At 52.1% G+C, this 21,609-nt stretch carries 22 protein-coding genes; 9 read left to right on the forward strand and 13 right to left on the reverse strand.

What is annotated here, in order from left to right; genetic code table 11:
• Positions 1-15: 15 nt before the first annotated feature.
• Positions 16-1,056, reverse strand: a complete 1,041-nt coding sequence (wecA, locus tag LJ739_RS01055; RefSeq protein WP_267494122.1) for a UDP-N-acetylglucosamine--undecaprenyl-phosphate N-acetylglucosaminephosphotransferase — start codon at positions 1,054-1,056, stop codon at positions 16-18.
• A 334-nt stretch (positions 1,057-1,390) separates the two neighbouring features.
• On the opposite strand from wecA, the gene LJ739_RS01060 reads away from it, so the two are divergent.
• Together LJ739_RS01060 and galU are read left to right on the forward strand one after the other, a co-directional pair.
• Positions 1,391-2,746 (forward strand): UDP-glucose dehydrogenase family protein, encoded by a 1,356-nt coding sequence (locus tag LJ739_RS01060; RefSeq protein ID WP_229156742.1) that lies wholly within the window; start codon positions 1,391-1,393, stop codon positions 2,744-2,746.
• Positions 2,733-3,647, forward strand: a complete 915-nt coding sequence (galU, locus tag LJ739_RS01065) for a UTP--glucose-1-phosphate uridylyltransferase GalU (RefSeq protein WP_229156743.1) — start codon at positions 2,733-2,735, stop codon at positions 3,645-3,647. The genes LJ739_RS01060 and galU overlap by 14 nt, the downstream gene beginning before the upstream one ends.
• 62 nt (positions 3,648-3,709) lie before the next feature.
• Here the strand turns inward: galU and LJ739_RS01070 are convergent, their stop codons facing one another.
• From LJ739_RS01070 to queF, 7 genes are all read right to left on the reverse strand, one after another.
• A complete protein-coding gene (locus LJ739_RS01070; RefSeq protein WP_229156744.1) occupies positions 3,710-4,018 on the reverse strand; it encodes a ComEA family DNA-binding protein in 309 nt (102 codons plus the stop codon).
• A gap of 224 nt (positions 4,019-4,242) precedes the next feature.
• On the reverse strand, positions 4,243-5,250 hold the full coding sequence (locus LJ739_RS01075) for an isocitrate dehydrogenase (protein ID WP_229156745.1): 1,008 nt from the start codon (positions 5,248-5,250) through the stop codon (positions 4,243-4,245).
• 155 nt (positions 5,251-5,405) lie between these two features.
• Positions 5,406-7,103, reverse strand: coding sequence for a hypothetical protein (locus LJ739_RS01080; RefSeq protein ID WP_229156746.1), 1,698 nt, complete (start codon positions 7,101-7,103; stop codon positions 5,406-5,408).
• A 36-nt stretch (positions 7,104-7,139) separates the two neighbouring features.
• Entirely contained in the window at positions 7,140-7,514 is a 375-nt protein-coding gene (locus LJ739_RS01085; protein ID WP_229156747.1) for a DUF3192 domain-containing protein, read from the reverse strand.
• Positions 7,515-7,650: 136 nt separating this feature from the next.
• Positions 7,651-9,006 carry a nucleotide 5'-monophosphate nucleosidase PpnN gene (ppnN, locus tag LJ739_RS01090; RefSeq protein ID WP_229156748.1) on the reverse strand — a complete coding sequence of 452 codons (1,356 nt, stop codon included), beginning with the start codon at positions 9,004-9,006 and terminating at the stop codon, positions 7,651-7,653.
• Positions 9,003-10,586 carry a sensor domain-containing diguanylate cyclase gene (locus LJ739_RS01095; protein WP_229156749.1) on the reverse strand — a complete coding sequence of 528 codons (1,584 nt, stop codon included), beginning with the start codon at positions 10,584-10,586 and terminating at the stop codon, positions 9,003-9,005. The genes ppnN and LJ739_RS01095 overlap by 4 nt, the downstream gene beginning before the upstream one ends.
• A gap of 180 nt (positions 10,587-10,766) precedes the next feature.
• Positions 10,767-11,597, reverse strand: a complete 831-nt coding sequence (gene queF / locus LJ739_RS01100) for an NADPH-dependent 7-cyano-7-deazaguanine reductase QueF (protein ID WP_229156750.1) — start codon at positions 11,595-11,597, stop codon at positions 10,767-10,769.
• Between the two features lie 105 nt (positions 11,598-11,702).
• On the opposite strand from queF, the gene syd reads away from it, so the two are divergent.
• Positions 11,703-12,245 (forward strand): SecY-interacting protein, encoded by a 543-nt coding sequence (gene syd, locus LJ739_RS01105; protein ID WP_229156751.1) that lies wholly within the window; start codon positions 11,703-11,705, stop codon positions 12,243-12,245.
• Here syd and LJ739_RS01110 read toward each other — a convergent pair.
• Entirely contained in the window at positions 12,232-12,531 is a 300-nt protein-coding gene (locus LJ739_RS01110; protein WP_229156752.1) for a hypothetical protein, read from the reverse strand. The genes syd and LJ739_RS01110 overlap by 14 nt on opposite strands.
• A gap of 178 nt (positions 12,532-12,709) precedes the next feature.
• Here LJ739_RS01110 and LJ739_RS01115 point away from each other — a divergent pair, with 178 nt between their 5' ends.
• Positions 12,710-13,072 carry a DUF3192 domain-containing protein gene (locus LJ739_RS01115; RefSeq protein WP_229156753.1) on the forward strand — a complete coding sequence of 121 codons (363 nt, stop codon included), beginning with the start codon at positions 12,710-12,712 and terminating at the stop codon, positions 13,070-13,072.
• A 2-nt stretch (positions 13,073-13,074) separates the two neighbouring features.
• Here the strand turns inward: LJ739_RS01115 and LJ739_RS01120 are convergent, their stop codons facing one another.
• On the reverse strand, positions 13,075-13,305 hold the full coding sequence (locus LJ739_RS01120) for a DUF2789 domain-containing protein (RefSeq protein ID WP_229156754.1): 231 nt from the start codon (positions 13,303-13,305) through the stop codon (positions 13,075-13,077).
• A 151-nt stretch (positions 13,306-13,456) separates the two neighbouring features.
• Between LJ739_RS01120 and LJ739_RS01125 the strand changes: the two genes are divergently transcribed.
• The gene (locus LJ739_RS01125; RefSeq protein WP_229156755.1) at positions 13,457-14,122 is read left to right on the forward strand and encodes a GNAT family N-acetyltransferase; all 666 of its coding nucleotides are present in this window, start codon (positions 13,457-13,459) and stop codon (positions 14,120-14,122) included.
• A gap of 14 nt (positions 14,123-14,136) precedes the next feature.
• Here the strand turns inward: LJ739_RS01125 and LJ739_RS01130 are convergent, their stop codons facing one another.
• Complete coding sequence (locus LJ739_RS01130; protein WP_229156756.1) at positions 14,137-14,367, reverse strand: hypothetical protein; 231 nt, start codon at positions 14,365-14,367, stop codon at positions 14,137-14,139.
• Between the two features lie 605 nt (positions 14,368-14,972).
• On the opposite strand from LJ739_RS01130, the gene lpxL reads away from it, so the two are divergent.
• Both lpxL and LJ739_RS01140 read left to right on the forward strand, forming a co-directional pair.
• Positions 14,973-15,902 (forward strand): LpxL/LpxP family Kdo(2)-lipid IV(A) lauroyl/palmitoleoyl acyltransferase, encoded by a 930-nt coding sequence (gene lpxL, locus LJ739_RS01135; RefSeq protein ID WP_229156757.1) that lies wholly within the window; start codon positions 14,973-14,975, stop codon positions 15,900-15,902.
• Positions 15,903-15,948: 46 nt separating this feature from the next.
• On the forward strand, positions 15,949-16,569 hold the full coding sequence (locus LJ739_RS01140) for a TcpQ domain-containing protein (protein WP_229156758.1): 621 nt from the start codon (positions 15,949-15,951) through the stop codon (positions 16,567-16,569).
• Between the two features lie 6 nt (positions 16,570-16,575).
• Here the strand turns inward: LJ739_RS01140 and glnE are convergent, their stop codons facing one another.
• The gene (gene glnE / locus LJ739_RS01145) at positions 16,576-19,434 is read right to left on the reverse strand and encodes a bifunctional [glutamate--ammonia ligase]-adenylyl-L-tyrosine phosphorylase/[glutamate--ammonia-ligase] adenylyltransferase (RefSeq protein WP_229156759.1); all 2,859 of its coding nucleotides are present in this window, start codon (positions 19,432-19,434) and stop codon (positions 16,576-16,578) included.
• An 86-nt stretch (positions 19,435-19,520) separates the two neighbouring features.
• Between glnE and LJ739_RS01150 the strand changes: the two genes are divergently transcribed.
• Positions 19,521-20,423, forward strand: coding sequence for a DUF350 domain-containing protein (locus tag LJ739_RS01150; RefSeq protein WP_229156760.1), 903 nt, complete (start codon positions 19,521-19,523; stop codon positions 20,421-20,423).
• On the opposite strand, the gene LJ739_RS01155 is transcribed toward LJ739_RS01150, so the two are convergent.
• Entirely contained in the window at positions 20,380-20,754 is a 375-nt protein-coding gene (locus LJ739_RS01155; protein WP_229156761.1) for a GIY-YIG nuclease family protein, read from the reverse strand. The two genes, LJ739_RS01150 and LJ739_RS01155, sit on opposite strands and share 44 nt — an antisense overlap.
• Positions 20,755-20,908: 154 nt before the next feature.
• Between LJ739_RS01155 and trhA the strand changes: the two genes are divergently transcribed.
• Complete coding sequence (gene trhA / locus LJ739_RS01160; RefSeq protein ID WP_229156762.1) at positions 20,909-21,550, forward strand: PAQR family membrane homeostasis protein TrhA; 642 nt, start codon at positions 20,909-20,911, stop codon at positions 21,548-21,550.
• Positions 21,551-21,609 lie beyond the last annotated feature (59 nt).

Raw genomic sequence — 21,609 nt, forward strand, 5'->3', positions numbered from 1 at the left:
AGGTGAAGAAGCTAGTTAATCGATATTGAGCTTTTTGTCCTGCTTGAAAACAATCACGTTGTAAATCACAAACAATCCAATAAACAGTTGTGCCATGATGTGCTCACCAACCCCTTGTTTTTCCTGATAAATGCCGGCGAAACAGAACATCGCACTGATGGCTGAAATATAGGCTGTAGTGCGGGTGTTGGAGCAACCGCTTGCGAGGAAAAGATGATGCAGATGATCGCGGCTGGCGCGCAGCGGAGAGTGACCTTTTGCAACACGGCGTAGCATGACAGAGAACATGTCCATTAACGGAATAGCAATCAGCCATACCGCGGTGACAGGGCGCATAACGGGGTTCTCTCCCTGGGTCATGAAAGTGATTAACCAAATGATGGTCAGTCCCATTAGCATACTGCCGGCATCGCCCATGAAAATTTTATAGCGGCCTTTTTTAAAGTGACCAATATTAAAAAACAGGAATGCAATGACGGCCCCGGCGAGCATGGAAGTGACGGCAGAATCAAAGTATATGCTGCTGGTAACTGCAATGATGCCCAGTGAAATGAAGGTATTAATGCTCAACGCACCTACCAGGCCATCGACGCCATCGGTCATGTTAAACGCGTTAATACAGGTAACCACGGCTAATACGGTGAATAAAGGACCCCACATGCCAAGTGTAACCGTATCACCACCGGCGATGCTGCCCAGTTGGTGAATGTATAAATCGGCGCCAAATACCATCAGTGATCCAATCAAAAACTGTGCGATCAGGCGAAGGCGGGCATCAATGTCGTGATAGTCGTCCAGAGCACCTATCAGAACCATAAACGAAGTGGATAACAAAAATATTTTATAATTGGCATCAAAGGGCGTGACGATAAAACTGCACAGTGTTATCGCTACGTAGATGGCCAGGCCCCCAACCAGAGGTACCTCGCCCTCATGCTGTTTGCGATTGCACGGGCGGTCGACCAGACCGACGTTTTGCGCAACAGGTCTCATCACCAAAACTAACATGAATACCAGAGTGAAGGCTGCTAAAAAATAAAAAAATGTAGCAATCAAGCCAATTTCCTTCGCTTGTTATGAGTTTGTGAACGTGAGTGCCATGGGCTAAAAAAGCGAAGCTATTGTAATCTAGGGTACCGATCATAGCAACGCCAGCGTCCGCTGATTGCCCAATGTGTGTGCACTTTAAATCGATGTTTGCACCAAGTATGCCAATGTTACTTTGTTTGCCTGAACCAAGGCTTAATCAATATGGCCTTTCGGGTGAGCGAGCACAGTGATAAGGGCAGCGCATTTTTTGAAAAAAACAGCCTTTGCCTTTCCATTTATCAGGCATTTGAGCTAGATTAGAACCTTTGTCGCCCCCCTACCAGATTAGGAGTAGAGAGCATTGAAAGTCACCGTTTTCGGTATTGGTTATGTTGGGTTGGTACAAGCTGCTGTATTGGCTGAAGTGGGCCACGATGTTGTGTGTGTTGACGTCGACCAGGCAAAAGTAGACAACCTGAAAAAAGGGATTATCCCAATATATGAACCGGGATTGACGCCGCTGGTTACCAGTAATCATGAGTCAGGACGTCTCGATTTCACGACGGATGCAGAATACGGCGTCCGCCATGGTGACCTGATCTTTATTGCCGTTGGCACCCCTCCGGATGAAGACGGCTCGGCGGATCTTAAGTATGTATTGGCAGTGGCGGGCACTATTGGTCAGTATATGACTGCGCCAAAGGTTATCATTAACAAGTCAACGGTGCCGGTGGGAACAGCGGACAAAGTGACGCAGAAAGTTAACGATACATTGGTGTCGCTGGATAAAGACACTCAATTTGATGTGGTCTCCAATCCTGAGTTCCTCAAAGAAGGTGCTGCAGTGAACGATTGCATGCGCCCTGACCGTATCATTTTGGGAACAGCCAGTGAAAGCGCCGAGAAAAAACTGCGTGAATTGTATGCGCCGTTCAATCGCAACCACGACAAGATCATTGTTATGGATGTGCGCAGTGCAGAGCTGACCAAGTATGCGGCCAACTGTATGCTGGCGACCAAAATCAGCTTTATGAACGAAATGGCCAACCTGGCTGAACGGTTTGGTGCAGACATTGAAAATGTCCGCCGCGGGATCGGATCCGATCCTCGCATCGGTTACCAGTTCATTTATCCTGGCTGTGGTTACGGTGGCTCTTGTTTCCCCAAAGATGTGCAAGCGCTCATTCGAAGTGCAAATGGCGTAGGCTACAAGGCGCAAATCCTGGAATCGGTAGAGGCGGTGAATTATCGTCAGAAAGAAAAGTTATTCGAATACATTTCCCGTCATTTTGGGGGCGATGTCGCAGGCAAAACAGTAGCATTGTGGGGGTTGTCGTTCAAACCCAATACCGATGACATGCGCGAGGCATCATCCCGGGTCCTGATGGAGCAACTCTGGGCGGCCGGAGCACGTGTGCAAGCCTATGATCCTGAGGCGATGGAAGAAACCCAACGGATTTTTGGTGATCGCGATGACCTGAACCTGTGTGGCACCAAAGAAGCTGCATTGAAGGGGGCGGATTTCCTGGTGATTTGTACCGAATGGCAAGCGTTCAGAGCCCCCGATTTTGAAGTGATCAAAAACAGCTTGTCGTTACCGTTGATCTTTGACGGGCGTAACCTGTTTGAACCTGCCCGCATGATGGAATATGGTTTGCATTACTATGCGATTGGACGTGGATTGTCAGTCAAGGAACACGGTAATGAGTCAAGTTAAGAAAGCAGTCATACCGGTAGCGGGTCTGGGAACCCGCATGCTGCCGGCCACCAAGGCCATTCCAAAGGAAATGTTGCCAGTGGTGGACAAGCCACTCATACAACATGTTGTTGCCGAGTGCGTTGCTGCCGGTATCCGGGAAATTATTCTGGTAACCCATGCCAGTAAGAACAGCATTGAAAACCACTTCGATACCAGCTTCGAACTCGAAGCCACCTTGGAGGCTCGGGTTAAACGTCAGTTGCTGTCTGAGGTGCAGAGCATTGTGCCCAAAGACGTCACCATCATGCATGTACGTCAGGGTGTTGCCAAAGGTCTGGGACATGCGATTCTGTGTGCCCGCCCGATGGTTGGCGATGCGCCGTTTGCCGTTGTTCTGCCTGATGTGATCATCGACGATGCCGCCTGCAATCCTAACAAAGACAACCTGGCCGAGATGGTGGCCCGTTTCAACACCAACCGGGTCAGCCAGATCATGGTTGAACGGGTGCCCCACGAAGACGTGTCTAAATACGGCATTGTCGATCTGGACGGTCTGTCTCTGGCTCCCGGCGAATCAGGAAAGATCCATCAGATGGTGGAAAAGCCCCGTCAGGAAGACGCGCCGTCTGATTTGGCTGTCGTAGGTCGTTATGTGTTGTCGGGCAAGATTTGGGATTTACTGGAACAAACGCCTCCCGGTGCGGGTGATGAAATCCAGCTCACCGATGCCATTGCACTGCTGATGAACAAAGAGCAGGTCGATGCCTATTACATGAAGGGCAAGAGCCATGATTGTGGCAGCAAGTTGGGCTATATGAAAGCCAACGTAGAATATGCGTTGCGTCACCCTGAACTGCAGGCTGAATTCAAACAGTATCTGCAGTCGCTGTTGGCAGAAAAATCCAGCAAAAAGAGCTAGAAAGCGCTCGCAGTGATAAACGCAAAGGCCTCAATTTCGAGGCCTTTATTGTTTTTATGCCGCTAACTGGCTTCCGCGTGATCAGCCAGCTTTGCCACCATACGCTCACCGATACCCTTCACCGACGTCAATGCCGCGACGGATGAGAACGGGCCATGACTTTCCCGGTAGTCGAGGATGGCTTTGGCTTTGCTGGCACCAATGCCAGGCAGTCGCTGCAATTCAATCAGGGTTGCTGTGTTGATGTTGACCTTGGCGGTGCGGGTTTGTGCCACGGCAACCTTTTCCTCCAATGTCTGGGCCTGCACGGGCGGAAATGAAGCCAAATGCACGCCACACGCAATGATCAGTGTGGGTAAATACTTTTTCATGTTGGGTCTCCTTGTATGTGAATAAGCGCCACCGGCGTGTTTCCCGGCGATTCCATGCGCTCATTACTAAAGGTATCTGCACGGGTTGTTTTGTGAAAGTCGGGTTTTGTGAAATCGGGTACAGTTTTCAACCCGCAAGGGTGAGTGTGGGGAACAGGATGGATGAGCGGTTGGGCATAAAAAAAGCCGCCCTAGGGCGGCTTTTTTTGATTCCATCACTTCACTTACAGGCGTTCAAGGACTGCCGCAGTGAAGTCAGTGGTACCGTGTTCGCCGCCCAGATCACGGGTGGTACGGTCGCCGCTTTCGATAACGTCTTTCAGCGCGTTACGGATTCGCTCGGCTTTGTCGCCCATGTCGAGATACTCGAGCATCTGGATGGAGGCCAGGATAACCGACGTTGGGTTGGCCAGGTTTTTACCGGCGATGTCAGGTGCAGAGCCGTGAACCGCCTCAAAAATGGCACAGTCTTTACCGATATTGGCACCGGGGGCCATACCCAGACCACCCACAAGACCCGCACACAAGTCTGACAAAATGTCACCAAACAGGTTAGTGGTGACGATAACGTCAAACTGGTGAGGGTTCATGACCAATTGCATGCAGGTGTTGTCCACGATCATCTCGGTAGACTCGATGTCAGGGTACTGCTCTGCAATTTCCCGTGCCACTTTCAGGAACAAGCCTGACGTTGACTTCAGGATGTTGGCTTTGTGCACGGCGGTGACTTTTTTGCGGCCTTCGCGACGGGCCAATTCGTAAGCAAAGGTGACAATGCGCTCAGCACCTTCACGGGTAATTTTACTCATCGCTTCAGCTTCTTTACCGTCCGCTGAGACAACTTGTCCAAGGCCGGAGTACATGCCTTCGGTGTTTTCACGGATAGTAATGATATCGATGTCTTCGTAGCGTGCTTTGGTTCCTTTGAACGACAATACAGGGCGCACGTTGGCATACAACTGGAAACGCTTGCGCAGACTGACGTTGATGGAGGTAAAGCCTTCACCGACCGGGGTTGTCAACGGACCTTTCAGGGTTACTTTGTTTTTCTCGATCAGGTCCAACGTCTGCTGAGGCAACAACTCACCGTGGTTTTCCAGTGCCATCAGGCCAGCATCGGCAAAATCGTAGGCGAAATCGCAACCCGCTTTTTCAAGGATTTGAAGGGCGGAATCGATAATATCAGGACCGATCCCATCACCGCGGATGACGGTAATGCGTTGTTGTGTCATTGAGCTTTCCTTTCTGTGGATAAGTGAGCCGGGGAGCAGCGGGTTTCGCGCGCCACTTTGCCTGCCAGCGAGCAGGCACTAGGCTATTTTAGCCGAACCGGACATAAAAATCAGGGCGCGTTTTATACCACTTTGGTGGTAGAAATGCCAGAAATTCACCGTCCCAGCGGGCAATTTACCGCAATCTCGGTGGCGGCATCAAAGAGGCTGCGGGAGAAGGTTTCATGATCAGTGTCGAGGCTTTCAAAAGCCTGGGCCAGATACGTTTCAGTATGGCGATCTGGCGAGTGGCCGAAATACACCATTCGAGCGCCAGCGAGGCTCAGCCCTAATAAGGTGGCCTGACGCTTTATCAGGGACTTTGTGTTCATCTCCCGCGGTGGCGTTGCCGCCAGGCGTAAGGCTTCGATGCTGCTGGCAGGTTGTTGCCAGGCTTTGGCCAATGTCAGCGGATGGCTGTGTAGCGACGCGTTGTCGGTATGATCATGCAGCGTGGTGATGTCGTACAGCGCATTTTGCTGCTGGCAGCGCCACTGGGTGCGTGTTTTGAATCCTGGGTGGGTAAACAGCCCGGTATTGGCAAAGGTCGCCAGGGTTGGCATTGCCAATGACAGGGTAATGTCGTCTCCGGCCAGCCGTTGGGCCAGTATTGAGCGCAAGCGGGTAAACTGCAGGAAGGCTGATTGCAATGGAAAGTAGTGCTGACTGAGGCGCAGCAGCAGGGCATGTTGTATCAGCTCTGCATTGGCGCGCTCATACCCCAGTACCATCAAGGCGTGGTGTACGCTTTTTACCGTCAGTTGTTCCCGGTTCAGGCGACTGGCAATGTTGAGCAGATGGCTGACAAGCGGCGCCTCTGTGCTGATCAGGGTGGACAGTTTGGCAACGTCCACCACCGGATTGCTCAGTTGGGTCTGGATATCGAGCAAAATCGGCGGGGGATGGTCGAGCCGATACGTGTTGTGCTGTAGCGGGGTAATACCCAGCAATGCGTCACACTGGTGTTGCCAGCGCTCATCCCACCACTGGTTCAGGCGTTGTGGACGACCGATACTTTGTGTTGCCAACCCCTTGTCAGTGGGTTGGCAGCGGTGTACCTGGATATCGTCTTGTTGTTGGCCAGACAGCGAACGAACGATCACATCCGGCTGTGCGACAGACAACACCAGCGAGGTTTGCCCTGATTTATTTCTTATCACCGAACCTGGTGGCATCAGTCCTGGGTAGTCGACCAGCGGCGCCAACCAGTTTCGCCATTGTGGGCTGCTGTGCAGGGCCAGATGGCTCAGCGCCTGAGCCCAGGACATACGACGTTGGTCGGCCACCGGGAGCAACATGCGGGCCAGCCGATGGGATAACACAGCGACTTGTTGCACCGGTTGCAACGCCGTTGGCGACAGTCTCCCGTTCCAGGATGGCAGGGAAGGGGCGATGTCCAGTACGGCGTCCCAGACATCCAACTGACTGTGTCTCAATGCACTGCGTAAACGGGATGAGGGCCGTAATGGCGGAAAACGCGTGTTGCCACCATCAGCTTGTCGAGCCTGGCGTTCTATTTCTGCCTGATTAAAGCTGTAGAGTGTCAGTAGTCCCGCAACCAGATGTTGTAAGGTGGTGTCATTGAACTGGTTGCGAACCCCGGTGACGGCGCCCAGTATCGCGCTGGTCAGGCTTAGCTGGGTGACATAGGGGAGGGCTTTGAATCGCCAGAAAAGGTGTGCAGTGACCTGATCCGGAGATTGTTTCAGGCAGCCAATGAGGTCATCAGCGAGGTGAAGGATTTGATTGACGTGGGCCGGGGTTAGCGCTGTGGTGCGCAGCGTTCGCTGCACACTCACAAGGTCATCGAGCATCCCAGACAGCGATAAGGCAGTCACAGGAGCGCGAAGCTAGTTTTCCAGGTAGCTCTGGTAAGCGCCATCACCCCAGGCAACCAGTTTGTCACCTTCAAACAGCAATGGTGTGCATTCGTTCTGGGTAGTAATCCCATCTGACTTTTTATGTTGGGTACGATAAAACATCACCTGAACGGTTTGATCATCGGAAATCTTGGCTTCACTGATGTCCGGAGAGCCCAACAGCGCAAGGATTTCCTGACGACTGACCCCCAGTTCCAGCTTGGCTATCTGAACCTTGTTGTATTCTTCCCGGTCCTTCCAATCCATATCTTCAGGTTTGTCGGGGTACAGAGTTACCACGCCAAAAACAAAGGCGGCATACAGGCAGACTCCGAGTCCAATGCGCTTAACGATTTTACTGTTCATTCGTGTCCGGTTTCTTTTCAGTGCGTGTGACAGTATACGTTGCCACAACGCCGAGCTAGTGAGCATTCGCCCCGAATTTGGCCATTTTTACCGATTTCTGACCTTGAAACAACCTTACCGTTGGCAAGGACGCCGGTCAGGTAATTACCTGATAGCACGGCTCATAGTGGGATCCTGGCAATTTCATGCGTCCCTGTGCAACAAAAGATTGTAACAATTCATCCATCATGGTCATCAGGGCTTTGTCGCCGTGGATGCTGAACGGACCTTGTTCCCTAATTTGGTGAATGCCTTCGGCTTTCACATTGCCCGCCACAATGCCGGAAAACGCACGGCGCAGGTTCGCTGCAAGGGCACTTTTGGGCTGGTTGAAATGCAGGTTGAGTGCGGCCATGTTGTCATGGGTCGGCACAAAGGGGTGCTGAAAGTCTGGCTCGATTTTCAGTGACCAGTTGAAGTGGTAGGAATCACCCGTGGATTTGCGGTAGTCCCTCACGGCGTCCTGGCGGTCCCGGATGGTGCGCGCAACTTCTGCCGGGTCGCCCACCACAATTTCATAAAGGTGCTGGGCTTCTTCGCCCAAGGTGGCGCCGATGAACCGGTCCAGGGCCTCAAAGTAGCCTTTGCTTTCTGCGGGGCCGGTGAGTATGACCGGTAACACCTGACGTCGATTGTCGCTGTGTAACATGATCCCCAGTAAGTACAACAGTTCTTCTGCGGTGCCTACACCTCCGGGGAAAATAACGATGGCATGGGCAACACGCACAAAGGCTTCCAGACGCTTTTCAATGTCAGGCATGATGACCAGTTCATTGACGATGGCATTTGGGGGTTCGGCGGCGATGATGCTGGGTTCGGAAATGCCTAAATAGCGCCCGGTTTTATAGCGTTGTTTGGCATGCCCGATGGTGGCGCCTTTCATTGGGCCCTTCATCGCTCCGGGACCACAACCGGTGCAGATGTTCATTTCCCGCAAGCCCAGTTGATAACCTACTTCTTTGGTGTATTTGTATTCGTGTTCAACAATCGAATGGCCCCCCCAGCACACCACCATGTTGGGATCACTGCCAACTTTGATTGAGTCACCATGACGTAACATATCAAACACCATGTCAGTCAGTTGGCGGGGATCCATTTTGTCGTAGTTGGGTTGCTGGTATTTGGCGCCCATGTGCAGAATGTCGCGCATCACGGCAAACAACAGTTCTTGCACACCCCGGATCAATTGACCGTCGACAAACGCCACCGGTGGTGGGTTTACCAGTTCCAGTTTAACGCCCCGTTCCCGGCGAACCAGATGGATTTCAAAGTCTTTGTAGGGGGAAAACGTGTTCTCAAAATCGTCTTCTTCGACGCCGCTGTTTAACACGGCCAACGCACAATTTCTGAACAGTTGGTATAAGTCACTGTCAACCGATTGATCAAGGCGGTCTGCTTCACTCTGGGACAGCTGGCTCATCGAGCCGAGTGGATTCAATTGTATCGCTTTCATGATGCGACCTCCTCAATTTTGCATTGGTTTCGTCCGCCATTCTTGGCGTCATACAGCAACCGATCGGCCCGCTCAAATACGCTGGCGATATCATCACCCTGGCGAAAATAGGTGCTGCCAATAGAGACCGTAATGGTGACTTTCTTCTCCTTGAATTTAAACGGTATTCGTTCGATATGGCGACGAATGGTTTCCAGTGGTTTTTGCACATCCTGTAGCGGTGTGTTGGGGAAAATGATCACAAACTCTTCGCCGCCCCAACGGGCCAGAAAGTCGGTTGAACGTAGGCAGCGGCTGATGTTCTGTGCGATGACCTGAAGGGTTTTATCCCCCGCTGCATGGCCATAGTTGTCGTTGATCCCTTTGAAATGATCGACATCGATGACGGCCAGACACAGGTCACCTTTGTGACGTTGCCAACGGCGGAACTCCATTTCCATCCGCTCGTTATACGCGGTTCTGTTCGGTACCTGAGTCAGCGGATCGTGATGGCTGTGGTACTTCTGCTCGAGCAGGCGATGCTTGTATTCCGCAGTCTCCCGCTCTAATTGACTGAGCTGATTTTTCATTTCCTCCAGTAAGCCAATGAGCATGCGCTGCTCTTCCTGATCAGCGTTTTGCCGGTCATCCAATGCACTCGACATGTGCGACAGGTGTTCAGTGGCTCGACGCTTCAAATCGTCAAGGTTGCTGCTTTCATCCACTGCTTTTTCGATGTTCTGCAACTGTTCTCGAATCGCGGTATTGGCCTCGGATTTCGACGCATAGTGAGCTTCGGCATCCTCCAGTGACTGGCCAACGGTCTGATTGACTTTGTGCAGTGAGCTGTGCAGACCGGCGACAAACTTCTCCGCATGTTTGCGTTCTTTCACCACGTCGCGAATGATGGCGCGAATGATCACCAGGCAGCATTCCAGCAACGCTTCGTGGTCAATACCTTTGATTAACTGGAGTTGAATGTCGTTCAACTGCTTATCGTTTTTATTGCTGACCGATAACTGCCCGATCAGTTCCTGCAGTTCCATCGCGATGGCATTGTGCAATTTGGCGTTGATACGCTCCTGTTCCGGTGCGGCAGGCTGGGTTGAATGACTGACATGCTGTTGTCGTGGTACATTGCCCAACGCGTCTTTGTATAACGCCAGTGCCCGTTCAAACAGGGGTAATGAAGTGGTAACGGACGAACCATCCTGTTGCAGGGTGCGCAGCAATTGTTGGGCGTCGGCAAGGACGTCGGGTTGCACGGCTGGATTTTCCTGCAGGGCGCGCACGGAATTTTCCAATACCGACAGGGTCTTGCTGGCATATTTGCGCATCGCATCACTGTTCTGCAGGATCAGGCCGGTGAGCTTGCCGATGGATACGTCGACCAGGGCAAAATTGGACTGCCCGCCAAGGTGGGAGCGCAATACCTGAAGTTCCTTGTCCAGCTCCGGACTGACGCCCTCATAATGCTTGCTCAGGCGAATGAGAAACTGTGATAGTTGCGAAATCTGATGCTTCAGCGTTTGCAGCAGTTTCTTTTGCTGGCGCGCATCATCGCTCTTGGCCGGTCCATTGGAGAACGTTTTTCTGTTCATTCTTGTCCATCAAAAATCGCGGTATGGCACTGTAGCACGCCCGTCACGGAGAACTGATCAGAGGATCATACCGGCGTCGATATACAAATAACTAAGTGATTGATCTTAAAAACTTAGTCACCTTAGTGCTGCAAGGAGAAACGTTAACACCCCTTGCTTAATTCTTAGCATAGATTTTGCCTATTGTCTGGCATTTCTCGCCATTGGCATGGGGCTGTCGACATTGGTTCTGAACGGATTAATGTCGAGCCCTCCCCGTCGGGTGTAACGTGCAAAAACGCTAAGGGTCCGAGGCTGGCAATGCTGCAGAATGTCGGAAAAAATCCGTTCAACGCACTGCTCGTGAAATTCGTTGTGCTGGCGGAAAGACACCAGGTAACGCAGCAATGCTTCTTGATCGATGCGTGGCCCGGTGTAGCGGATCATGACCGACGCCCAGTCAGGTTGATTGGTGATCAGGCAGTTGGATTTGAGCAAATGGCTGACCAAGGTTTCTTCGACGTCCTCTGCTGAGGTCTTCAGCACGCTGGGATCAAGTTCGAAACGGTCAATGCTGATGTCGGCATCGTCGATACAGGTACCCGGCAGTTCACCGAGTGTGAACTGATTAAATGCACTGGGTGGGTAAACCTTGACTTCTACTGCGGCGCCGGCAACCGCCGACAAGTCGTTACGCAACAGGGATTCGAGGGATGGGATGTCGGCAACCGGATGCTGATTGAGGCTGTTAAGATAGAGTTTGAACGATTTGGACTCAATCAGGTTCGGGCTGGTGATCGGCACCCGGCATTCAAGGATCCCCACCTGAGGTTTGCCTTTCGGGGTGAGCCACGACAGCTCATAGCCGTACCACAGATCGGTACCGGTAAATGGCAGGGGTTCACTGACACCAATCGCGTCACGGCTCAGCGAACGGGGCACCCCTTGCAATAAAGCAGGGGAATAGGACTGGGCGTACTCAACCGCTTTGCCAAGTTGTAATTGGGCCAGGGGATCGGTCTGTTCAGTCATGGGGATAGCTTCTTCTGGATAACTGCGGATACAATGCCGCCATTGTAGCGTAATTCGTCGTGTCTGCGCACCCTGACACGGCGTTCAAATAGACAGGTTTACAACATGCAACACGACATTTTTGCGATCATTGACCAGTTATTGGATGACTATCGGCGCCAGCATGGTGAAGAACTGACCATTGACTATGACTCGCAATGGGAGTCGCCGTGCTATCGTCACCAGGCAGAGTCTGGCCAAAGCGTTGCCTGGCAACCGGTAAGGCGTGATCAGCCAGCCGATTTTTCCGGCCTGGAATCAGCCCTTGAAATACACATGCCGGACGCCCTGAAGGCGTTGTTCGGCGGTTATTTCAGCGACAATATTGGGGTGTATGATACCCGTGGACCGGTTGAACTGTTGTTTGCCTGGAATGACGAAGACGTAGAGCGGTTGCAACAGAATCTGATTGGGCATGTGTTGATGAAGCGTCGACTGGGACAACCGGATACGTTGTTTTTTGCCCTGACCGACGAAGAGGATTTGATTTTGAGTGTCGAGGTCGACACCGGTGCAGTTGTCCTTGAACCTGTAGGTTTACCGGCACGGGAAACACTGGCACCGGATCTGGCCTCTTTTCTGGCGCGTTTGACCGTTACTGCGCCTTAGTCAAAGCCGCGACGGCCTTTGTCAGGGCTTCGACCTGGGCTTCCAGTTCCGTGACCCGGTTTTCCAGACAGGTTTGACTGGGTTTGCTGTCGGTGGCCGTTTCAACCGGAGCAAGGGTTGTTGAAGACTGTGCCTGAGGATCCTGCTTCCAGCGCTTTAGCACCGCAATGACTTCAGGGATGGCCAACGGACGGTGGGCTTTGTTGCGGATCATCGCGACGGTGGGTTCTGCACCCTGAGCCGCCAATTGCTGGCACAAGGAGAGGATGTAATCGTGATTTTTCATGCTGTTATTTTTTCTACAAAAGTGGTCAGTTAAACAAACAATTCGTCATCATGGCCAACCGATAATTGATGGTTGCTACGGGTCTGAAAAATTTCCTTTATACATCAATGTCTTATGAGTTGGCCTCATATTTGAATAGCTGAATGAGGTTTTATCATACTCATAAGGGAAAACACCAATGAAAAAATCCATCTTAGCTGCCGTATTTACCTTGCCTGTATTGCTGAGCGGTTGTGTTGTTTCGGTGGGTGGCGATGATGACTATGGTTATCACCGTGACTGGCAGGATCGTGAACAGGACAATCGTCGCTATATTGCAGATCTGAACCTGGACGTCACGCTGGCATCAACCAAACGTAAAATGGGCACACCCGATTTTACCGAGTCGTATCAGCAGGGTGACGATCAGATCACCGTATTGTTTTACCGTACTCACCGCCATGATGGCGACGGTATGACCACCAAAGACGAGTGCACACCGCTGGTGTTTAAAAATGAACGTCTTATCGGCTGGGGCGATACAGCTTACGCCCAGATCTAAGCCTACCTCAGACGCATGTTGAGTTGGTCGATCACTTCGGCCCACTCAGCATCTTCTACCAATGACCCCTGAATAAAAGAAGCCTGGGCTTCAGACCAGAAAGGCGCATCCTGAATGTGTGTACTGCTATCCAGCGGGCGATGTCGTTCGATGAAACGATCGATCGCAGCACTGTCTGACGCCAGACCCAATTGTCCAAATAAGTCGCTCAATGAGGGGGTTGTGGCATTCATCTTAGGTCTCCTTATCTGCTGACGGTCGCACCGTCTTGCTCATACTGCTAAGTATAGCTGCTTAGTGAAAAAGTCAGGTTAACAAAATGTTAACATGCGGCCGATAATCAAGTAGAGTGAATGTGCGAATCGGGGAAAGAAGGGGAACCGTATGCAAACTGCCGATAGTGCCGCGCTGGAATCGTCCATCAAAGCGGTATACCTGACTGCTGAAGATTTAAAGATTGCCGCATCGATTCTGTATCAGGCCTATCACGATGACCCATTGTTTATGGACATCTTTCAGGTCCATAAAGAAGGTTATGAACCCCGTTTGCGCTCCGCAATCCGTGAGGAACTGAATGCGTTCTGGACGTCGCGACAACCGATCATTGGTTTGTTTGAAGGGGAGCGTCTGCTCGCAGTGGCTTGCCTGATCAGCCCTGACTCCGCTTTTTCGCCAGGCAGGTTCTGGCATTGGCGGCTGAAGATGCTGCTGACCGCGGGTTTCTTTGGTACCCGCCAGATGGTCGATAAAGAGCAAAAAGTGCGCGACCTGATGCCTGACGAACGCTGTCATATGTTGTCCTTTATCGGTGTCCATCCGGATCATCAACATCGTGGTCTCGGTCACATACTGATGAGCGCGATTGACAGCGTGATGCTGGAAGAGCCTGAGAGTCAGGGGGTTGGGGTGTATGTTACCTTGCCCAAGTGCCTGTCGTTTTTTGAAGATGGTCAGTACGACCATGTGGGGCCATTGCAGGTGGGCAATATCACCGGTGAAGTGATGTTTCGCCCCCGTCCGCAAGTGGCGGATGAAACTCTGTCAGAGTAGATCGCTACGCGAACCTAAGCGATCGTCGTAATGCCCCGACGTTTGAGCACGCATTCGACGCCCATTTTAGCGGGCTTTTGACGTTCGATGTGTTGCTTGATTGTTGTCGCTTGACCAGTTTGTCGTGCTTCTCCAACACTTTTATTCTCCACAAGCGCTAGCGCCGTTGTCGGCATGTAAGCAAAACGCTGCTTCTTTTGTAAGAGATCGCCTACAACGGTGTAGGATAAACGTGGAATAATCACGGGTTTTAGGCCTACTAAAAAACATAACGTATTGTTTTTATTCGTTATTATTTCATTTTATAGACTTTAGTCTAAGTCAGGTGCCTTTTTTCACCGAAATGCCACTGGTAAACCCTTTGGATTGGCGTATCTTTTACCTCGTCACAAGGAAAACACGACGGGTCAGGATGACGCAAGGACGGTGACAGGATCGCTTCAGGAAGAAGCTTGAAATGCAGGATGCATTTCATCACGGAAGAGCAAGGAACACTATCAGGACGATAGCAGGACAAGTCCAGGAAGGGCAATACTGGAGGTTGGATAGCCAGTACGCACGGACAAAGGAATTGGACACACCCAGGATGGGTGACTCACTTAGGATGAGTGAGAGAAGAGGGAAAGGGGCGTATACGGATGTTGACCGGGATGGTATTGATAGCAAGGGACCGCTGAGAAGGAAGCTCAAAATATCGACGGTGCTGCGTCAGCAGCGCCGTCACCCCCACTTCATGTTAACCAAACACCCTAACCACGCATTAATTCACATACCCACGTCAGCGACACAGGTCTAGTGTCTGTCTGCAGAGTTCTTTACAATACCTGCAAAATTCTGGCGAGTATCTCCTTTGGCTGTAAAACACGTTGCTGAACCACCCTTTGACTGGCGATTTCTGTTGCCCCGTTACTGGTTGACCTGGTTGTCGATTGGTCTGTTGTACCTGATTTCCTGGTTACCTTATCGTCTGCAGTCGTTATTAGGTGCTGGATTGGGCCGTTTGCTTGCGGTTGTTGCCAAAAAACGGGTCGCTATTGCACGGCGCAATCTGGCGTTGTGTTTTCCCCACTGGACCGAAGCTGAGCGGGAAAAAGTGCTCAAGGCCAATGTGCGTGAAGCGGGTATGGCATTGCTGGAAGCCAGTATGGGCTGGTGGTGGCCCGATTGGCGCGTCAGGCGTATTGGCCGTGTCGAAGGCCTGGAACATGTGGAGCGTATTCAGCAACAGGGCAAAGGTGTCTTGGCCCTTGCCACCCACAACATGAGTCTGGAGCTGGGTTGCCGGCTGTTAGGGCTCACTCATCCATCGGTGGCGTTTTACCGTAAACACAACAATCCGTTGATGGAATACATGCAATATCGCGGCAGGGCACGGTCGAACAAATACATGATCCATAAACGTGATGTGAAAGGGCTGATACGCGCGTTACACGACGGTGAGTTATGCCTGTATCTGCCGGATCAGGACTATGGCCCGAATAAATGTGAATTTGTGCCTTTTTTTGACGTCAAACAGACAGCCACCACCACCGGGACATTGTTGTTCGCCAATGCCAGCAATTGCGAAACGGTGTTTGTGGTGTCGTTGCGTGACAAAGACGGATATTTGGTAAAGTTTCTGCCTGGACTGGAGAATTTCCCCTCCGGGGACGATAAACAGGATGTGACGCGCATCAATGAGCAGGTCGAGAAATTGGTGTTGCTGGCACCAGAACAGTATCTGTGGATGCATAAACGGTTTAAAACCCGCCCTGCGGATGCCCCCGAATCATTGTATTAACGAGTAGAGTAGCTCCTTTTAAACAGCAGTAAGGTTAAAAGACACTATGGCCAAGAAAAACACATCCAACACGCTATTTTGGGTGCGCCATTTAGGATTGGCGTTGGCCTTGATCATTCTGGCTGCGGTGATGATCACGCTAAAAAACAGCCGCCAGGATGCGCCTGTGCCTGATGGGGCGCCGGAGAAAAAGTCCGTAGCCAAGAACATGACCGATTTTTATGCGTCCTACCGAATGTCATCATCCAAGCCCTTTGAAGAAGACATTGGCGACTTCGTTATGGAAGTGAACGAAGAGGACGAGCCCTTGGGAGAGCGCCTTCAGGACATGGAAAGTCTGCAAAAGCCGGTATCTGAGCGTTGGGTGGGTGAACACAAGCACCGTAGTTTCAAGGCCGGCAGTACCTTGCGTGAGGCGATCACCAACTACGCACAAAATGAAGGTATGCAGGTATTGTGGGAGCTTGACCGCGATTTCATCATCAAGCACCACTTTCAGATGGACGACACAGTGGTGGGCTCATTGGGCACCATTGCCCAGGCAATTGATAGCAGTTTTGAAGGTGAAGTGGTTGCTTACATATGCCCTAAACAGCGTTCACTCGTGATCACCAACAAGAACGCGGATTACCTGCTGGAAAACTGTCGGGTGATCAAACCCAGCTAAGACGTGCTATTTCGACGCCTGGTCTGCAAAGGTGCTGTGCCAAATCTCTGTCACTGCGGCCCGGGTAGCCTCAAATGCATCATTCAGTGCGACCCGTGATTGTTGCTGTAGGGTCAGGCGATGGCTGGTATTGCGGTAGGCCAGGTAGGCTTCGGTAAGGGTTTGCTGTTGGTCCGTCGTTATGATCTGAACCGCTGCCGCGGTTTCCAGTATCCGCACGTTATCAGGCCAATCACACAGTTGCGGAAACTGATGGGCATGAGCCAACACCCAATACTGCACCAGAAATTCAATGTCGGTGATCCCACCCGGGTCTTGTTTTAAATCGAAGCCCTTGCCCTGGCTTGTGCTGAGGTGGGTACGCATTTTTTCACGCATTTCCACCACATCCTGACGCAGCGTACTCAAGGGACGGGATTGACACAAAATCTCCCGTCGAATCGCGCTGAACCGTTGCGCCATGGATTCACTGCCATACACAAACCGCGCCCTGACCAGCGCCTGGTGTTCCCAGGTCCAGGCTTCTTTTTGCTGATACTCCGCGAAGCCATTCAAGTGACAGACCAATAACCCGGCATTACCGGAAGGACGGAGTCGCATGTCCACGTCGTATAGCGGGCCAAACGCGGTCTTGGTGTTAAACAGGTGCATGATGCGCTGCGCCAGTTTTACGTAAAACAGTGGCGCTTCGATGGCCTTGGCACCGTCGGTCAGGGTACTGCGCTGGGCGTCGTGAACAAACACCAAATCCAGATCAGAGCCATATCCCAGCTCGTAGCCACCTAACTTACCGTAGCCCAATACCGCGAATCCGCGGTTATCGTCATCGCAGCCTTGTGGCTGACCATAGCGTTCGGTGATCTGTTGCCAGGCCAGGTTAACCACATGTTCGATGAGTGCTTCTGCGAGGAAGGTCAGGTGGTCGCTGACTTTCATGACTGGCAGGGCATTGGTCACATCGGCAGCGGCGATACGCAGTTGTTCGGTCAGTTTGAACTGACGCAGCACTTCCATTTGCAGCTCCAGATCGTCAGGGTCAACCCGAAGCAGGTATTGACGCAGGCTTTCTGCGTAATGGCTCAATGGTGTGGCCTGATAGAGTTGAGCCGGATTGAGCAATTCGTCCAGTAAGATCGGGAAACTGGTCAATTGCTCCGCCAACCATGGACTGGCGGCACAAAGGCGCAACAGTTGATCAATGGCACCGTGATGTTCGTTAAGCAATTGCAGGTAGGTGGTGCGGCCGATGATGGCTTGCAGCACACCGACAATGCGCTTAAACAAAGCGATGGGTTCGGCACTGGATTGGCTCAGCAATCGCCACAGCACGTGAGGCATTAACTCGTCCAGGGTGTCCTGCCCCCGTTGCCCCATACCACGCTGCTGACGCCAGGCTTTGCACTCGGTGATCAAGGTGCCAAATGTTTCAATATGTTCAGCATCCAGCCATTCGCTGAGACGCTCCGCGGACTCTTCGGCGGTCAGTGACAGTCGCCACAGATCAGCGATAGGGGAGGGCACCCTTTCTTCACTGTCCTCATCTTCCGGATCGCCGATAAGGGCCTGGAACTCCTCATGAATGGCCTTCATTGCATTGTCTATCTGTCTACGCAGGGTGGAGTAGTCGGCCGCTTGCATCATCGCTGCCAGCACCGCTTGTTGGCTGTCCGTATCAGGCAATTCCTGGGTTTGTTGATCATCCATCTGTTGCAGACAATGCTCAACCTTGCGCAACAACAGGTAATGTTGGCGAAGCTGTGCTGCTTCTTCAGGTTGCAATGCCCCTGTGGTGGCCAGATAGGCCAGATTGGCCAGCAGCGGCGGTTGCCTCAGGTGCGGGTCTCGGCCGCCTCGGATAAGCTGAAAGCTCTGCACAATAAATTCCACTTCGCGGATCCCACCGGCACCGAGTTTGATGTTGTTTGACAGCCGGCGTCGACGTACTTCCTGATTGATCTGGGCTTTCATGTTGCGCAACGACTCGATGGCACCGAAGTCAAGGTAGCGACGGTAGGTGAATGGTCGCAATATGTTGTTCAGCTCTTCATGGTAAGGGCCAACCGGATTGATGATGCGGGCTTTGCTCATGGCATAGCGTTCCCACTCACGACCCTGATCCTGATAGTAATCTTCCAGCGCCGCAAAGGGGCTGACCAGCGGGCCTGAATCACCAAAAGGGCGTAAGCGCATATCAACGCGGAACACCTGCCCCTGTGCAGTGGTTTGATGCAGCGTTGCGATTAGCTTTTGGGCCACTTTAATGAAAAAGCCGTGGTGATCGATTTCGCGCCGTCCACCCTGGGTTTTGCCATTGAACGGGTAAGCAAAAATAAGGTCGATGTCGGAGGAAAAATTGAGCTCCCGCCCGCCCAGTTTTCCCATTCCCAATATGAGCAGTGGCATATCACCGTGTTGCGTTTGCGGACGGCCGAATCGCTCAGCTACCTGCTCATAGGCCCAATGATAGGCCGCCATGATCAAGGCATCGGCCATGGCGGAAACCTGGGCGAGACTGTGCTCGATGGGTTGGCGTCCGGTCAGATCTCGCCAGGTCTGATGGACCATGAAGCGCCGGCGTAAGTGACGCAAAATGGTGTCCATATCCGCCGGACTATCCGCAGATGCCGCGGTTTGCGCGATGATAGCTGGGTAATCCAGTTCGCCATCTTCCAGGGTCTGCTGGTCAAATAACCATTCCAGCAAGGCAGGATCCTGCTCGACACTGCGCGCCACGAAAGTACTCAATCCAAATACCTCCAGACAACGGGCGTGCCAGTCACTCCGTTGTTCGAGTGCTGGGTGCCGTTGGCAGCAGTGCAGCCAGCGGGTTTGGGCGAGGTCGGTCAGGATTGTGTTTGCGCTCATGGTGCTGTGTATCGGTGGCAAGTTTTCAGGGAGCATGCTATGTATAGGCGCATATTGCAAACCCGTTGTGACAGGGTCGAACAGGAATGAGTGAATTAGTCAATTTGGTGGATATTCCCACCGATCTGTGGGTGTTTCTTGCCATCGACATGGCCATTGCCATTGCGCTGTTGTTTACATTGCGCTGGATGAGCGGAAAATTAGCGTCGGTGGATGCCAATGATGAATTGTGCGCCCAGGATAATTTTGCCTTCGGTATTTCAGTTGCTGGCAGGATGCTGTCCCTGTGTATTGTATTGTCAGCCGCAGTGGCCAGCTCCAGTACTAATGATTTCGGCGGCGCCGCACTGACGATGTTGATGTTTGGCGTAGTGGGGATTTTGTTGATCCGGGTTGGGCGCATTGCCCACGACAAAATCGTGTTGAACAGACTGGATAAAGACAAGCACATCAAGCAGCGCAACACCAGTATCGCGTTGGTGGATGCAGCCAGCGCCACCGCCATCGCGTTGATTGTGCAAAGTGTGATGGGCTGGGTTAAAGGGTCGGACACCAATGCGCTGGTGGCCATCTTTACCGGTTTCGTGGTGACACTGGCGATTTTACTCGCGACCACCCGTATTTACGAGCGGCGCTACCGGGCGCGCAACCAGGCGGAATCGATGCAAAAAGCGTTGACCAAAGGGCAGATGGCGCTGGCGATACAGCATGCCGGCAGACTGGTGGGTATGGCGTTGGTGGTGACGGGTTCAGCCAGCCTGCTGATCTATAACCCTGTCGGGTATGTCAGTAATCTGACTGGCTGGTTGATCACGGGGATGGCATTGACACTGCTGCTGGCAGTGCTGGTGGCCATTTCCAAGCGCCTGATCCTGGCAGGTTTGGATCTGAACGTGGAAATCGATCAGCAACACAATATCGGCGTCGCCAGTATTGAGCTGGTGCTCAATGTTGGGATTGCGTTGATTGTGCTTGGGTTGTTGCACTGATTAATGATGCCTCGTCGATATCGGTAGCTAACAAGGCGCTGATGTCCTGGCGCGTGTGGTCAAACGGGATTTCCTCGCATCCGCTCAGCAGGGCTAGTTTGCGGGACCGTGGCCAGCGTTTGACGGTATGTTCGGCCTGTAACGCGGCCCGTCGGTCGGCTAACGAGACGCAGAACTTGAGTGTCAAAGGGCCTTTGCCACGCAAGGATTTTGCCCCTTTGCTTCCCCCCTCACTGTGTTCCCTGAAGCGCCTGCCTGGATCCGTGCTGATGCCGGTATACAATTGGCCCAAGCGGTTTTCGATGATGTATAAATACCACGTCGTGTTCATGCCCGGCAGTGTAATGGAATTTGTGCAGCAGCGGTAGCATGAACGCCGGGTGTGAAAGTTTGATGAATTTTGCAATATTCAGTGTACACATGTACGCTGAAAGGCTACACTTACTGCTCAGACCACTTGAATGAACAGTTGCGCGAACAGTACCATGAACGATTCTACAGCGACCAAGCATACCTACAGTCCTTTGGAAGAATGGCTCAATGCGCTGAGCCATGGCATTGGTTTTATTCTTGCCATTGTTGGACTGGTGTACATGATCCTGCGATCGGAGTCCGCCCTCAGTGTCACCGCATCGTCGATTTACGGTGCCACGCTGACATTGATGTTTATGGCATCCACCATCTACCACAGTGTTCAGCAACAACGATTGAAAGCATGGTTTAAGCTGTTCGATCACAGTGCCATTTACTTGCTTATCGCCGGTACCTACACACCGTTTTTGCTGGTTAGCCTCGGTGGTTGGCTGGGATGGACATCCATTGCGGTGATTTGGTCCATCGCCATTTTCGGTGTGGTATTTAAATGCTTCGCCCGGCACCGGTTCCCCCGTTTGTCGGTGATCACCTATCTGGTCATGGGGTGGTTGGCGCTGTTGTTGATTTACCCGCTGTATCAGGCCCTTCCCGGTGCCGGAATGTGGTTGCTGCTCGCTGGTGGCCTGTGTTTCAGTATTGGCGTGATGTTTTATGTCGCTAAATCAAAAAAATACACCCACGCTGCCTGGCATGTGTTTGTACTGGGTGGTTGTGCCTGTCATTACTTTTCGATCTATCACTTTGTACTTTAGGCCTGTCTGAGTGGGCGCTTTGTCGCGCGATGTCACTTTGATGATTGCGCTTGTGGCTG

Source organism: Fluctibacter halophilus (assembly GCF_020687825.1).
In the GTDB taxonomy this organism is placed as follows: Bacteria; Pseudomonadota; Gammaproteobacteria; order Enterobacterales; family Alteromonadaceae; genus Fluctibacter; species Fluctibacter halophilus.